Origin of the sequence: Paraburkholderia sp. A1RI-2L (genome assembly GCF_048957375.1) — a bacterium.
Lineage (GTDB): Bacteria > Pseudomonadota > Gammaproteobacteria > Burkholderiales > Burkholderiaceae > Paraburkholderia.
This window is the reverse complement of sequence record NZ_JARBTA010000002.1, coordinates 818,416-832,900: the sequence shown is the minus strand read 5'-3', so window position 1 is coordinate 832,900 and position 14,485 is coordinate 818,416. Positions and strand designations below refer to the sequence as shown.

At 66.2% G+C, this 14,485-nt stretch carries 10 protein-coding genes and 1 pseudogene; 10 read left to right on the top strand and 1 reads right to left on the bottom strand.

Annotation, left to right across the window (positions count from 1 at the left end):
• Positions 1 to 10: 10 nt before the first annotated feature.
• The gene (locus PWP93_RS18610; RefSeq protein WP_421045457.1) at positions 11 to 1,885 is read left to right on the top strand and encodes an ATP-binding cassette domain-containing protein; all 1,875 of its coding nucleotides are present in this window, start codon (positions 11 to 13) and stop codon (positions 1,883 to 1,885) included.
• Positions 1,886 to 2,286: 401 nt separating this feature from the next.
• Here the strand turns inward: PWP93_RS18610 and PWP93_RS18605 are convergent, their stop codons facing one another.
• Positions 2,287 to 3,309 (bottom strand): hypothetical protein, encoded by a 1,023-nt coding sequence (locus PWP93_RS18605; RefSeq protein ID WP_421045456.1) that lies wholly within the window; start codon positions 3,307 to 3,309, stop codon positions 2,287 to 2,289.
• A 697-nt stretch (positions 3,310 to 4,006) separates the two neighbouring features.
• Here PWP93_RS18605 and PWP93_RS18600 point away from each other — a divergent pair.
• From PWP93_RS18600 to PWP93_RS18560, 9 genes and pseudogenes are all read left to right on the top strand, one after another.
• Positions 4,007 to 5,410: a DUF2957 domain-containing protein gene (locus tag PWP93_RS18600; RefSeq protein ID WP_421045455.1), complete on the top strand. Its 1,404-nt coding sequence runs from the start codon at positions 4,007 to 4,009 to the stop codon at positions 5,408 to 5,410.
• 139 nt (positions 5,411 to 5,549) lie between these two features.
• Entirely contained in the window at positions 5,550 to 6,806 is a 1,257-nt protein-coding gene (locus PWP93_RS18595; RefSeq protein ID WP_421045454.1) for a DUF2957 domain-containing protein, read from the top strand.
• 210 nt (positions 6,807 to 7,016) lie between these two features.
• A complete protein-coding gene (locus PWP93_RS18590) occupies positions 7,017 to 7,850 on the top strand; it encodes an OmpW/AlkL family protein (protein WP_421046112.1) in 834 nt (277 codons plus the stop codon).
• A gap of 112 nt (positions 7,851 to 7,962) precedes the next feature.
• Positions 7,963 to 8,904, top strand: coding sequence for a MerR family transcriptional regulator (locus PWP93_RS18585; RefSeq protein WP_421045453.1), 942 nt, complete (start codon positions 7,963 to 7,965; stop codon positions 8,902 to 8,904).
• 279 nt (positions 8,905 to 9,183) lie between these two features.
• Complete coding sequence (locus tag PWP93_RS18580; RefSeq protein WP_421045452.1) at positions 9,184 to 10,755, top strand: flavin-containing monooxygenase; 1,572 nt, start codon at positions 9,184 to 9,186, stop codon at positions 10,753 to 10,755.
• 56 nt (positions 10,756 to 10,811) lie between these two features.
• A complete protein-coding gene (locus PWP93_RS18575) occupies positions 10,812 to 11,714 on the top strand; it encodes an SDR family NAD(P)-dependent oxidoreductase (RefSeq protein ID WP_421045451.1) in 903 nt (300 codons plus the stop codon).
• Positions 11,711 to 12,610: a metal-dependent hydrolase gene (locus PWP93_RS18570; RefSeq protein WP_421045450.1), complete on the top strand. Its 900-nt coding sequence runs from the start codon at positions 11,711 to 11,713 to the stop codon at positions 12,608 to 12,610. The genes PWP93_RS18575 and PWP93_RS18570 overlap by 4 nt, the downstream gene beginning before the upstream one ends.
• Before the next feature lie 6 nt (positions 12,611 to 12,616).
• Positions 12,617 to 13,369, top strand: a pseudogene (locus tag PWP93_RS18565) (alpha/beta fold hydrolase); the annotation flags it as partial.
• 111 nt (positions 13,370 to 13,480) lie between these two features.
• A complete protein-coding gene (locus PWP93_RS18560; RefSeq protein WP_421046111.1) occupies positions 13,481 to 14,479 on the top strand; it encodes an alpha/beta fold hydrolase in 999 nt (332 codons plus the stop codon).
• Positions 14,480 to 14,485 lie beyond the last annotated feature (6 nt).

Below are 14,485 nucleotides of genomic sequence, written 5' to 3'. Positions count from 1 at the left end.
CGCCGCAATCATGACTCGACCCGCTCGGCCCCCTCGGCCCAGGCAACGCGCCGCAAGGCCGCTTTGGTGGCTTGGCGCGTTGCTCGCCGTCTACCTGTGCGCGCCGTTTTTCGCCAGCATTCCGCAGATCGGCCAGGCGGACTGGAAGGGTGTCGACTGGCGCACCATGGGGTCGGCGGTCGGCGTGTCGGTGGCGAGCGCGAGCGTCGCCGCGCTCGTCATCCTCGTAAGCGGCGTGCCGCTCGGCTACTGGCTCGCGCGTTCGCGCTCGCGCGGCGTCGCGCTGCTCGGCTTCGTCGTGCAGTTGCCGCTCGCGCTGCCGCCGCTCACGAGCGGCGTGCTGCTGCTGTTCCTGATCGGTCCGTATAGCGCGCTCGGCCAGCTCTTCAACGGCGCGCTCACCGACTCCTTCACGGGCATCGTGCTCGCCGAGACCTTCGTGGCCGCGCCGTTCCTGATCGTGGCGGCGCGCTCGGCGTTCTCCGCCGTCGATCCCGTCTACGACGACGTCGCCGCCACGCTCGGCCATCGCGCGGCGAGCCGCTTCTTTCGCATCACGCTGCCGATCGCCTGGCCCGCCATCCGCGCAGGGCTCGCGCTCGCGTGGCTGCGCGCGTTCGGCGAATTCGGCGCAACGGTGATGGTCGCCTATCACCCGTACTCGCTGCCGGTATACACCTACGTGGTGTTCGGCGGTCAGGGGCTGCCCGCGATGATGCCGCTGCTGCTGCCGACGCTTGGCATCGCGATCGTCTGCGCGGTGCTCTCGGTCTATAGCCGCGGCGCGCGCGCCACGCTCGCGGTGAGCCCCGACAACGGCGACGAGCTCACCGCATTCACGCCCGCCGCCGCGGCAGCGAATCTGGATAACCCGCGGCTCGCGTTCGCGGCGCAGCGGCGCCTCGGCGCCTTCACGCTCGACGTCGCCTGGCAGCCGCGCACGCGGCGGCTCGCAATCATCGGGCCCTCCGGCTCGGGCAAGTCGCTCGTGCTGCGCATCGTCGCGGGTCTCGAGCGCAACGATGCAGGCTTCGTCTCGCTCGGCGCAACCGACATCGGGGCATTGCCGCCCGAAGGCCGCCAGATCGGCTACATGCCGCAGGACTACGGCCTGTTTCCGCACCTGACGGTGGCGCAGCAACTGGCGTTTCCCGTCGATGCCGACGCCGCCAGCGCGCGCTACTGGCTCGCGCATCTGGGCCTCGACACGCTCATGCAGCGCCTGCCGCGCCAGCTCTCCTTCGGCCAGCGCCAGCGCGTGGCGCTCGCGCGCGCGCTCACGCGGCACAGCCAGCTGCTGCTGTTCGACGAGCCGTTCGCCGCGCTCGACACGCCGCGGCGGCGACGCCTGCAGCAAACGCTGCGCGCCTTGCAGCGCGAGATCAGCGCGGTCACCGTGATCGTCACGCACGATCCCGACGAAGCGGCCCTGCTCGCCGACGAAGTGCTCGTGATCGAGCATGGCCGCACGCTGCAAGCCGGTCCCGTCGACGAGGTGTTCGCGCGGCCCGCCTCGCCGCGCGTGGCCGAATTGCTCGGACTGCACAACATCGGCGCGGGCATCCTGCTCGACTCAGGCGAGATCGAAACGGCGGGCGGGCTGCGCTTGCCGTGCAGCCGCGCTTGCGAAGACGCGCGGCTCGCCACGGGCACGCGTGTAATGTGGCGCGTGTCGCCGCGCGCGCTGTGCGCGACGCCCGGTGGTTCGCTCGAAGGCCGTCTCGCGGGCGTCTCGCTGCGCCACGGCGACCGCTATGTCACGCTCGAACTGGCCGGCGAAATCTTCGACATCCCCGCCGACGACGGGACGCTTCCGCACGCCGGCGCGCTGCGCTTCGAGATCGCCCCGGCGGGCGTGAGCGCGTGGCCCGCCGCGCACTCCTGAAAAACCTCACCTTTCGGTTTACCGAGGTCCCGGCGGCATCGCGCCGGGCCTTCCCGCACCGCTCGAAAAGCCTTGTTTTCCAGTGTTTTCAAGACTTTTTCCCGAACGGTTAGTGTCTCGAAACAACCGCGCGCACCGCTCCCGAATACCCTCACCTTTGGCGTTCGGGCGCGGCTTCGCCTGTCGCGGGAGAGAACGCTTCGCATCGCTTAACCTGGGACTACCAGGAATTTTCTGCCGCGTTTCGGCCTGGAATCGCGTTATTTGTTGCGCAGCGGCTCGTCTCGGGTGAGAGTTCCCGAAGCAGCGCGCTTCACCTCACATCACGCGGGGCCGCCCGCTCGCAATGGCGCACGACTCCCGAAAACGCTCACCTATAGCTCAACCATGCCGTCTGCGGCTCAAATCACGAAGCGGCTATCCCCGTCCAATAGCTTCGGCAGCGGCATGAGGTCCGCGCGCGCAAAGCGGATCAGCGAGAACGCGCGCACGCCCTGCGGACCGGACGGCAATCGCGCGAGCGGAAACACGATCTGTGCACCGCTGCCCGGTGCGTCGTGCTCGATCACGACGTTCATCGGGCTCAGCCGCACCTGCTTCATCTCGACGTTCGCGTGCTGCGCCGGATGCGCGAGCACATCGCAAATCACGCCCATTTCGTGTTCTAGCGCGTCCGTCTTCAAGCCAAGCTCCGCGAGCGCCTGCTCGTTCGCCTCGATCTGCGCCTGCAGGTGTGCGAGTTCCGCGGCGTTCGCGACCGCGCGCTCGCCCACCATCTTCTGCGTGCCCGCGCCCTGGCGAGTGAGCAGCTGGCGGCGCGTGCGCAACAGCGCGCGCTCCTGCTCCAGCGCGTCGCGGCGCGACTCGTCGGCACCGATCTGCGCGAGTCCTTCGAGCGCGATCTGCTCGACCACGCGCTGCACGATCTGCTCGCGCAGGTCCGCTTCGGATTCGCCGCAGACGCGCACCTGATGGTCGTCGAAGCTCAGCGTGGTCTGGGCAACGTCGGTATGCACGTGGTCACCGTGCTGCGCGACGCCGAGGCTGCGGCGCTCGGCCATCGCCATGCCCAGCACGGCCCACGCTTCGTTTGCGAGCGGATGGCTCCCGAACCACGCATGCAATTCGGGCGAGCGGCTCAGCACCGGCGCGACCTCGTCGGGCGCGGCGAAGAATGCGTGGATATAGGGATCGGCAAGCCAGTTCGCGGCGCTCGCCTGGCACGCGGGCGGCAAAGCTTCGACGATTTCGCGCACATACGCGACCGACTCCGCGAGCGCGGGACCCAGCCGCTCGCGATAGTCGCGCGCGAGTTTCAGCGAGGGGCTGAGCACGATCAGCCGCTCGACGAGCGCGCGCGTTTGCGCGCTCTCCTGCACCGGCATCGCGCGTTTGCGCGGCCATAGTCGGTCGAAAAAACCCATGTTGCCGCTCCATAGCGCTGCGCCGACGGCGCGTTTCGCGAATCACTATACCGTGCGTGGCTCACATATCGATGACAGCTTGCCGCGCCGCACGACTCCCGAAAATACTCACCTTTACAAATCGACCCAAGACGCTTTTATTAAAAAAATCTGCGAAGCAACTTAAATACATCAGGTAAAAAGCAGCTTTTGGTACTGCTCAGTGAATATTGGCTCCCGCAGACACTCACCTTTACCATTCGCGCGTGTCCTCTCCCGATTTGTCAGCGATGTTTCTGCGTTTGCGACAAACGCCCCCGAAAACACTCACCTTTGGAAGCGGCGCGCGCAAACCCGCTCCCGAATTCCCTCACCTTTGAGTTCGTTGCGCGGCTCGACAACCACTGCCCCATATCACCGCCATTTCATTCGGATGCCAAATTAATCAGGTGACGGTTCAGGCTGCCCTCACCCATGCCTCAAGAGTCCTTCAAATAGCTTGCAGACCTCGCATCCATCGGGAACATCGTTTGCTCGGCGGCCCCGCCGGGCCGTTTGCAAGCATCGGGAAAAACCCCGGTTGCTAGCGGCTCGAGCCATGCCGGCGCGAGCCGCGCCGCCGCACGGCCAGTTTTAGAGTGCTTCGTTCAATTGACAGCGTCCGATGTCATGATCCAATCTTCAGCGCATAAATTATTACGAGACAGGGAGATAACACATGTGGGAGAGCATGCTCCGCTGCGGCGCGCTGGCCGCAGTCGCAACGCCATTACTGGTCGCGTGCGGCGGCGGAACCGCCAGCGATCCGGCGCCCATCACCCCGGCGCAATGTTCGGGATCGACGTGCGCGAACCAGGGCCCGCCCGCGAGCCAGCCGGCTGCCACCGCGCTGTGCCCGGCCGCCGCCGACATCGCGAAGAACACTTACCTCGGCGGTACGGGCAGCGGCGAAGTCGTCAGCCTGAACATCGATCCCACGAAGATGACCTACTCGCTCACCTTCCTCGCGTCGCCGATTCCAGTGAATTCGAGCAAGGTGCAGAACACGCGCGCAGGTCTCACGATCACGGGTGCGGTCCAGCATCCGAGCGCCGGCTCACTGCCCACGCCCGCGCAAATCGCCTGTGCGTTCCAGCTTCAGCAAGGCACGGGCACCATCGGTGGCAGCACCTACACGACGGCCTACAACGCCAATAATCCGCCCACCATCTATGTGGGCTTCGGCGTGGCCGGCGGCGGCATTCCGGGCGCGACTGTCGACTTCAGCGGCGACCAGCTCGCCTCCACGCTCTTCCCCAACGTGAAGGCGCGCACGTTCGACTTCTATCCGTTCATCGGATTTTCGTCGGTGAGCACGAATATCGCCGACTTGAAGGGCGCGTATAACGCGCTGCTCTATCACATCCTGCCGTCGAACAATTTCGCGCCCGCCGCCGAGGTCACGCAGGAACAATACGACGCGAACGGCAACTGCAGCGTGCCGGGTGGCGCAAGCAACACGAGTTGCGCGACGGCCACGAGCGCGTGGACTGCAAACTCGACCGGCGGCTACTTCAACAGCGCCAACGCACCGCAAATCCAGACGCCCACGCCGGTCGGCACGCCGCTGGTCGGCCCGCTGCTGGGGCTCGTCGTGCAGCGCAACGGCGCGACGGCGCATCTGATTCTCGGCAAGCTCAACAATGCGATCGTGCCGATCGTCGTGCGCACCGGCTACGTGAACGAAGACCTCACGAATGCTCATGTGGACGACGAATCGGGCATCGCGATGATGGCGCCGGCCACCACGCTCAAGTCGGGCGCGTTCGACGGCAGCTATATCGGCGCCGATTCGAACTTCGCCTACACGGCCACGCTCATCAACGGCCAGACCGCCGGCTTCCTCAAGCCCGCGACGATGACGACGCAAAGCACGTTCACGCTCGATTACACGCAGACGCATCCGGGCCTGATCGATGTGATCGACAACAACGGCAACAAAGGCAACGTGATCGCGGTCGGCGGGCTGTACGGCATCTTCCTGAATGGCCAGGAAAACGGCGGCGTCACATCGACCTCGGCAAACAGCGCCACGCCCAACCAGCCTTACTTCGGCGTGGGTGCGCTGATCCAGCCGCAGTAAATGTCGCGTGGCAGGCGTCCGATACCAAATTTATCTGGATGCCTGATTAATCAGCCGAAGCGATTCGAATGAGCCAGACCGGGGTGCCATGCACAGGGAGCCGGCGCTCCGCCTACAAAAACGATTCCGGAGATGCGGTATGAAATCCAGTTTCTTTGCGACGCTGGGCGCAGGCGTGCCCTTGCTGCTCACGTTGAGCGCATGCGGCGGCGGCAACAGCAGCCCGCCGCTGGTGGAGACTTCGCTCTGCCCGACGACGCTCGACTACAACACCGTCTACACGGGCGGCGGCGGCGACGGCGAAGTCGTCAAGCTCCAGCTCGACACCACGAAAAAGACCTGGCAGATCACCTATGTGGAGTCGCCGATTCCCGCCACTACGGGCACCGTCACGCCAACGCGCAAGGGACAAGTAGTGTCTGGCACGATTGCTCAGGAAACCGCACTACCCACGGCGAAGCTCAATCAGTGCGCGTTCCAGCTCACCGGCGCGAGCCTCGATCCGAACCGTCCGGCGCGCGTGTTCATCGGCGAGGGCGTGGCGGGCGGCACGATTCCGGGCGCCGAGATCCAGTTCGCGGGATCGGGCGGCATCGGCATAGTGCCGGACACGAAGTTTCCGTATTACCCGTTCATCGGCTTTGCTTCGCTCGAAACGAATATCGCCAAGGTTGCCGGCACGTATAACCAGCTCGGCTATCACCAGGTGCCGTCGCAGAACTTCCTGCCCACCGCCGTGGACGCGAAGATCACCATCAATGCCGACGGCTCCTGGACCGAATGCGACAACACCGGCGTGAACGCGGGCAAGTGCATGCAGCCGGGCACCAATCTCGCGCCGTCGGCCGATGGCAGCGGCGCGTTCGAAACCGATCACTTCCAGGGGCAGGTCAAGCCCACGCTCGTGACCGGACAGAACGCGGCGAAAGGCTTCATGATCGTCGGCAAGCTGCGCGGGCAGCTCGTGCCGGTGCTCGTGCGCACGGGCGTCGCGTATCCGCAGGTGGGCGTCGATCCGCAGAGCGGCGCGACCGGTCCCGTCGCCGACGACGAATCGGGCATTTCGGTGCTCGCGCCGCAAACGAACATCGCGCAGGGCTCGCAGGACGGCGAGTACATCGGCGTGGACAGCCAGTTCGATTACCGCACGCTCGCGCTCTCCGGCACGCAAGGCACGCTGCTCGATCCGTTCAACCCCTCGCAGGCCGCGCTCGCCACCGCGCTCGATCTGAACTTCGCGCAAAGCGTGGCAGGCGTCGTGACGACCACGCACGTGAACGCGTCGACCGGCAGCACCCCGACCGGCAAGATGATTTTCACGGGCGGCGTGTTCGGCTTCCTGGACATGACGAATGCATCCTCGCCGTACTTCACGGCGGGCGCATTCGTGCAGTGAGCCGCGCGATGAGACCCGATCATGCATCGATAAAACCGGGGCCGTGCAGCCCATGAGGTGACCGCCTTCTCGCACGCGAGGCGCGTGCGGGCCGCCGGGCGCGCGCAGGAACGGCCGTTCACGAAACGGTCGCCGCGCGCAAACAGCGGACGGGCAGGGACACCCGAACCTGAGAGCAGCCGAAGAAAACAGGAAGGACAGGGAGGAATGATGAGACGTATCGCAAAGCCAATGCTGGCAGGGGTGGCGGTCGTGCTGAGCACGGCCGCCCACGCCCAGCACGCGGGCGACAACGTGGCCGTGCTCGGCTGGTTCCACGTCGCGCCGCAGCAGTCCAGCACACCGCTCACGACCACGGTGGCGCCCTCGCCGATCAACACGCCGCTGCGCCTGCCGAATTCGTCCACGTCGCCGGGCACGGGTCTTTCGACGAGCAGCGCGAACACGGTCGGCTTCGTGTTCAGCCATTTCCTGACCGATCACATCGCGGTCTCGACGGTGGCGGGCGTGCCCCCCACCTTCAAGCTGTACGGTCACGGCACGGTCAAGCCGCCCGGCCCGGCGGGCGCGCTCGGCAGCCAGAACCTCAGCGATCCGGCCACCAACCCCATCGTCAAGAGCGTGCGCCAGTGGAGCCCGGCGCTGCTCTTTCAGTACTACTTCCGGGATGCCGATGCAAAGTTCCGCCCGTTCATGGGCATCGGCGTTTCGTACAACTGGTTCTCGGACATCCAGCTCAATCCGAACTTCGTGAAAGCCACTCAGGACGACCTGGGCTCTGTGCTCGCGGCGGGCGCAGGCAAGCCGGGGACGACGCAGGTCACCGCGAAGGCGTCGTCATCGTGGCAGCCGGTGTTCAACGTGGGCGCCGAATACAACATCACCTCGCATCTGGGGCTCGTGGCATCGCTCACCTATATTCCGCTGAAAACGACATCATCGGTGATCGTGAAAGCCGCCGACGGCACCGAGCTGGCCGTGAGCCGTGGAGAGCTCAAGGCCGATCCGCTCATCTCGTACCTCGCGGTCTCGTACAAGTTCTAGCGCGTTCGTGGGGCACGCCCGATGGGGCACGCCTGGTAGGGCACGCCTGGCGGCCCATGGCCAGGCGCACGCCGGTTCGCGCTTGGGCGGCGGCTCGCGCTAAAATCGGCGCATGCCGAAATCGCCCACGCCTCCCGTCACCGACACCACGCCCGAGCGCGCCGCCGACAGCGAATACACCGTCGACGAACTCGCGCGCGTGGCCGGCACCACGGTGCGCAACGTGCGCGCCTATCAAGACCGCGACCTGCTCATGCCGCCCGACAAGCGCGGCCGCGTGGGCATCTACAACGACTCCCACGTTGCGCGCCTGAAGCTCATCAATCACCTGCTTGCGCGCGGCTACACGCTGTCGAACATCCAGGACCTCATCAAGGCTATCGACGACGGCGGCGACCTGCGCTCGATTCTCGGCCTCGAGAACGCGATTGGCGGCCCGTGGTCGCATACGCGGCCCAGAACCTATTCGCTGCCCGAGCTGATCAAGCTGTTCGGTCCGCAAGCACCCAATAGCCTCACGCGGCTCGCCGAGCTCGGCCTGCTCGAACGCAAGGGGCTGTCGTTCGTCGCGCGCAATCCGGCCATGCTCGATGCCGCCGCGGCCACGGTGCGCGAAGGCATTCCGGCGCGCGAGCTGCTGGACGTGCTCGAAGAGGCGCGCCCGCATTTCGATGCGATCGCGGGCGCGCTGGTGGCCATGGTCGTGCGGCACCTCGACCGCTACGACGCGGGCGCGTTGCCGCCCGCGACCGACATGCCGGCGCTCGTCGACGCGATCTGGCGGCTGCGGCCGCTGTCTACGGTGTTCGTCGAGAATGAGATTCTGCGCGCGCTCGAGGAGCAGTCGAGCGCGTATCTTGGTGGCCGCGTTGCGACGATTCTCGAGCAGACGCTGGGCCGTCGTGGGGGAGCGGGCTCGGCGCCGGCTGAGGATGCGCCGGTCGAGCTGGATAAAGCGGCCGGTGTGGCTGTGAAGAAGTCCGGTGGTAAAGGCAGCGGCAAGGCCGCCACCGCCCGCAAAGTCCTAGGTAAATCCATCGGCAAGAAACGCTGATCAGGCGCGCGCTGAAAGCGCGCCCGTGCGTCCAGGAACGCATCCTTCCTTTCGCGGGTGTGCTTGCTTCAAGACCCGCTTTTTTCTCTCCCGCCTGCCCCCGCACCGCTCCCCCTCACTGGCCTGAAGCCCAAGCCAGTCGCGCACTCGCGTGCTTTTTTTGACGCTCGCGTTTTTCCTGGAACGCTTCCTCTAGTCCCTTGCGTCCATGCGTCGCACCCGCTATGTTTACATCATTCAATGTAACAGTTCATAATGGACCATAGGGAGACGCTCCGGATGAACGCACCCACCCGGTCTTTCGAAGCAGCCGGCAACGACCGCACCGGCGAGCCACTCGGCGTGGCCATCATCGGCACCGGATTCGCCGGCCTCGGCATGGCGATCCGCCTGCTGCAGCGCGGCCATACCGACTTCGCCGTATTCGAGAAGGCCGGCTCGGTGGGCGGCACCTGGCGCGACAATCACTACCCCGGATGCGCGTGCGACGTGCAATCGCACGTGTACTCGTTCTCGTTCGCGCCCAATCCGCGCTGGACCCGCATGTTCGCGCCGCAGCCCGAGATTCGCGCGTATCTGAACCGCTGCGTCGAGCAGTTCGGGCTCTCGCGGTGGCTGAACTTCGATCACGAACTGACCAGCGCCCAGTGGGACGAGACCGCACATTGCTGGCGTCTGGCTTTCGCCAACGGCAGGCGCCTGGCCGCCCGCGTGCTGATCTCGGCCATGGGCGGCCTCTCGCGGCCCGCGCTGCCCGCGATCCCCGGCGTGGAGACCTTCGCGGGCAAGGCCTTTCATTCGCAGCAGTGGGACCACGGCTATGCGCTCGAAGACAAGCGCGTGGCCGTGATCGGCACCGGCGCGAGCGCGATCCAGTTCGTGCCGCAGATCGCGCCAAAGGTGGCCGGGCTCGCGCTGTTCCAGCGCACCCCGCCATGGATCATGCCCAAGCCCGACCGTCGGCTTTCCCGCTTCGAGCAATGGATGTTCCGCACGCTGCCGTTCACGCAGAAAATCGCCCGCACGGGCCTCTACTGGATGCTGGAGTCGCGCGTGCTGGGCTTCGCGGTCCACCCGGCGCTCATGAAGAACGTGCAGAAGCTCGCACTGCGCCATCTCCGCAATCAGGTCGCGGATCCCGCGCTGCGCGATGCGGTGACGCCCGACTACACGATCGGCTGCAAGCGCGTGCTGATCTCGAACGACTACTATCCGGCGCTCGCGCGCGCCAACGTCAATGTCGTCACGGCTGCAATCGAGCGCATCGACGCCACCGGCGTGATCACCGCCGACGGCACGCATCACGAGGTGGATTGCCTGATCTACGGCACGGGTTTCCTGGTGGCCGATCCGTTTCCACCAGGCGCGGTCATCGGGCGCGGCGGCGTGGACATCGTGCAGACATGGTGCAACGGCGCGCATGCCTATCTCGGCACGACTTTGCCTGGTTATCCGAATTTTTTCATGATCGTCGGCCCGAATACCGGGCTCGGCCATAACTCGATGGTGTTCATGATCGAGTCGCAGGTCGAGTACATCCTCGGCGCGCTCGACGCCATGAAGCAGGAGCGCGCCGATTCGATCGAAGTGCGAGCGCAGGTGGAGGCGCGCTACAACGCGCGTATTCAGGACCAGCTCGGCCGCGCGATCTGGTCCGTGGGCGGCTGCAAGAGCTGGTATCTCGATCCGCGCAACGGCAAGAACACCACACTCTGGCCGGGCTTCACATGGCGCTACCGGCAGGCCACCGCGCGTTTCTCGATGGCCGACTATCAGGCATTTCGCGCACCGCATCGTGAGGATGCCGAATCGCCTGTCGTCGCCGCCACGCATACGACCGAAGCCGCTTGAGGCGACCCAAAGTGACCCCAAGCGCCCCAACGCGGTTCACAACGGAGAACACGTTCATGAAGCACTTCGACAACAAGGTAGCCGCCATCACCGGCGCGGGATCGGGCATGGGCCGCTCGCTCGCCGTGCAGCTCGCGCGCGCCGGCTGCCATCTCGCACTCGCCGACCGGTACGCGCCCGGCCTCGCCGAAACCGAACGCATCGTGCGCGCGCTCGCCCCCACGGTGCGCGTGAGCCCGCGCGTGCTCGACGTGAGCGAGCGCGACGCCGTGTTCGCGTGGGCCGACGAAACCGCCCGCGAGCACGGCCGCGTGAATCTCGTGTTCAACAATGCGGGCGTCGCGCTCTCCAGCACGATCGAGGGCATGTCGTACAGCGACCTCGAATGGATCGTGAACATCAACTTCTGGGGCGTCGTGCATGGCACCAAGGCTTTCCTGCCGCATCTGAAGGTTTCGGGCGATGGACATATCGTCAACACGTCGAGCGTGTTCGGCCTGTTCGCCCAGCCCGGCATGAGCGGCTACAACGCCACCAAGTACGCGGTGCGCGGCTTCACCGAATCGCTGCGCCAGGAGCTCGACATGATGAAGTGCGGCGTCTCCGCCACCTGCGTGCATCCGGGCGGCATCCGCACCAACATCGCGCAGTCGAGCCACGTGGCCACGAACATGGTCGGCTTCATGGTGGCAAGCGAGCAGCAGGGCAAGGACGAGTTCGAGAAGTTCTTCATCACCACCGCCGACGAGGCCGCGCGCACGATCCTCGCCGGCGTGCGCCGCAACGCGCGGCGCGTGCTGATCGGGCGCGACGCGCGCATGGCCGACTGGCTCGCGCGCACGCTGCCCGCCGCCTATCAGGCGCTCGTCGTGATGAGCGCGCGGCGCGAGGCCGCGAAGGCGCGCAAGCGCGCCAGGAATAACAACGCAGGCAACAGCAATCAGGGAGAAACAGCATGATGCCGATCCGGCGCGACATCCGCTTCGCGTTACCGCCCGAAAGGGCTTGTGACTGGCACGTCGAGGGCGTGCCGGTCACCCACTTCTTCAATGCGCTTTCGCTGCTTTTTCCGGCCGGCGAGCGCTTTTTCATGGACGCGGTGCGCCATTACCGCGACCGCATCGAAGATCCCGAGCTCAAGAAACAGGTGATGGGTTTCATCGGGCAGGAAGCGATGCACACGCGCGAGCACGTCGAGTACAACGACCTGCTGCAAGCGGCCGGCCTGCCCGCGCACAAGCTCGACAAGCGCCTCTGGGCCATCCTGAACTTCGCGCGCAAGGTGCTGCCGCCCTCGCTGCAGCTCGCGCAGACGGTCGCGCTCGAGCACTACACCGCGATGCTCGCCGATCTGCTGCTCGCCGACGGCAGCGCGCGCATCGAGGGCTCGGTGGAAGGCTACAAGCAGATGTGGCTATGGCATGCGCTCGAGGAAACCGAGCATAAATCGGTTTCGTACGACGTCTGGAATCTCGTGATCAAGCCCGGCCCCGCGCGCTACCTGATGCGCACCGGCACGATGCTGGCCACCACGGTGCTGTTCTGGCTGATCGTATTCGACTACCACCTCGCGCTCATGCGCCGGCACAGCCGGAGCATCGGCAAGTTCGGCGGGCGCTGGCAGCTCATCAAGTTTCTCTATGGTCCGCGCCATGGCGTGTTTCCCGGCATCGCGCTCGAATGGCTGCGCTTTTTCAAGCCCGGCTTTCATCCATGGGATCACAACAATCATAAGCATCTCGAACGAATCGATGGCCTCATTGCGCAGATCGACGCGACCAATGAGCAATACGCGACACAAGCCGCGCCACGGCGCGTGCCGCTGCATCCGGCGGGCACGCCGCGCGCCGCCTGACGCACCATGCGCAACCTGAACGGAGCTGCGGCGCCCGAAAGGCTCGACGTCGATTCGGACGGCGTGCGGCTCGCCGTGTACCTGAGCGGGCCGCCCGACGCGCCGCCCATGATTCTCGTGCACGGCTATCCGGATTCGGCGCGCGTGTGGGAGGCGCTGCGCCGTGAACTCGATACGAGCTTTCGCGTGATTGCGTATGACGTGCGCGGCATGGGCGGCTCGGCTGCGCCCCGGCGGCGCGGGGACTACCGGCTCGCGCAGCTCGCGCTCGACTTGTGCGCCGTGGCCGATGCAAGCTGTGGCACGCGTCCGTTTCATCTCGTCGCGCACGACTGGGGCTCGATCCAGTGCTGGGAAGCCGTGACCGATCCTGCCAACGCCGCGCGCATTGCCTCGTTTACGTCGATTTCGGGGCCCTGTCTCGATCACGTGTTTCGTGCACGCATGAGCCTCTCGCAGTCGCTGAAATCGTGGTACATCGCGCTCTTCCATCTGCCGCTCGTGCCGCAGCTCGTGTGGCGCCTGGGCGGCGCGGCGCTGTGGCCATGGTGGCTGCGCAAGACCGAAGGCGTGCGCGCGCCGCGCGACCCCGATCAGTTGCGCAACGGCATCAACGGGCTACAGCTTTATCGCGCCAACTTCATCGCGCGCGCGGCAGCCGCGCGAGCGGCGCACTCTCGTGCCCGTGCAGTTCGTCGTGCCGCGCAGGGACCGCTATGTGACGCCGGCGCTTTCCGAAAACGTCGCGCAATGGCTGGGCCACTACCGGCGCGAGGTCATCGACGCATCGCACTGGACCATCCTGCGCGATGCGCCGCTCATTGCCGCTCGCGTCGAGCGGTTCATTCAATCTTGCCAGCGGAGGATCGCGTGAACGCCATCGTTTTTCCCCTCGCCGCCGGAATCGTCGTGACCGTGCTGGCCTGCGCCGCACTTGCGTCGTTCACGCGGCGCATGACGCGACGCATCGAACAGGCCGTGCCGATGGACGGCCGCCTCGTCGATATCGATGGCGAGCGCATCCACTACGCAGAATATGGCCATGGCGACGGCGGTGGGGCGCCTCTCGTGTTCGTGCACGGCCTGTGCGGGCAGATGCGCAATTTCGCCTGGCTGCCGCTCGAAGCGCTCGCACGCGAGCATCGCGTGATTCTGATCGACCGGCCCGGTTCCGGCTATTCCACGCGCGGCGCGCTGACCCCAGCCAACATTCGCGCGCAAGCTCGCACGGTCGCGCGTTTCATCGACGCGCTCGGCCTCGAAGCGCCCGTGCTCGTCGGGCATTCGCTCGGCGGCGCAATTGCGCTGGCCGTCGCGCTCGATCATCCCGAGTCGGTCGCGCGGCTCGCGCTGATCGCCCCGCTCACCCACGTGCAGACGGAGGTGCCCAAGGCCTTCCGCGCGCTCGCCGTGCGCTCGGCGCGCGTGCGCCGCTTCATGGCGCGCACGCTGGCCACGCCGTTCGGCCTCGCCACCAGCACCGCGACGCTCAAGGCCGTGTTCGCGCCCGAGGCGGTGCCCACGGACTTCCGCACCCGTGGCGGCGCGCTGCTCAGCGTGCGGCCCAAGGCTTTCTATAACGCGTCGCTCGATCTCGTGGCTATCGAGGATTCGAACGATCTCGAACAGATGGAGCAACGCTACGCAGACCTGATGATTCCCGTCGACGTGCTGTTCGGCCGCGACGACATCGTGCTCGACTGGATGCGCCATGGCGAGGCGCTGCGCCGCCGCTCGTCGCGCGTGACGCTCGAGGTTGTGAACGGCGGCCATATGCTGCCCGTCACCGCGCCTTCTGCTACCGGCGAGTGGCTGCGTGCCGCGACTGCGCGCACCACTCAGGCCAATTCCGCGCCACGCGCAGCATGATCGGGA

Coding starts and splice junctions, on each gene's coding strand:
- PWP93_RS18610 (WP_421045457.1), top strand. CDS start 11: ATGACTCGACCCGCTCGGCCCCCTCGGCCCAGGCAACGCGCCGCAAGG.
- PWP93_RS18605 (WP_421045456.1), bottom strand. CDS start 3,309: ATGGGTTTTTTCGACCGACTATGGCCGCGCAAACGCGCGATGCCGGTG.
- PWP93_RS18600 (WP_421045455.1), top strand. CDS start 4,007: ATGTGGGAGAGCATGCTCCGCTGCGGCGCGCTGGCCGCAGTCGCAACG.
- PWP93_RS18595 (WP_421045454.1), top strand. CDS start 5,550: ATGAAATCCAGTTTCTTTGCGACGCTGGGCGCAGGCGTGCCCTTGCTG.
- PWP93_RS18590 (WP_421046112.1), top strand. CDS start 7,017: ATGAGACGTATCGCAAAGCCAATGCTGGCAGGGGTGGCGGTCGTGCTG.
- PWP93_RS18585 (WP_421045453.1), top strand. CDS start 7,963: ATGCCGAAATCGCCCACGCCTCCCGTCACCGACACCACGCCCGAGCGC.
- PWP93_RS18580 (WP_421045452.1), top strand. CDS start 9,184: ATGAACGCACCCACCCGGTCTTTCGAAGCAGCCGGCAACGACCGCACC.
- PWP93_RS18575 (WP_421045451.1), top strand. CDS start 10,812: ATGAAGCACTTCGACAACAAGGTAGCCGCCATCACCGGCGCGGGATCG.
- PWP93_RS18570 (WP_421045450.1), top strand. CDS start 11,711: ATGATGCCGATCCGGCGCGACATCCGCTTCGCGTTACCGCCCGAAAGG.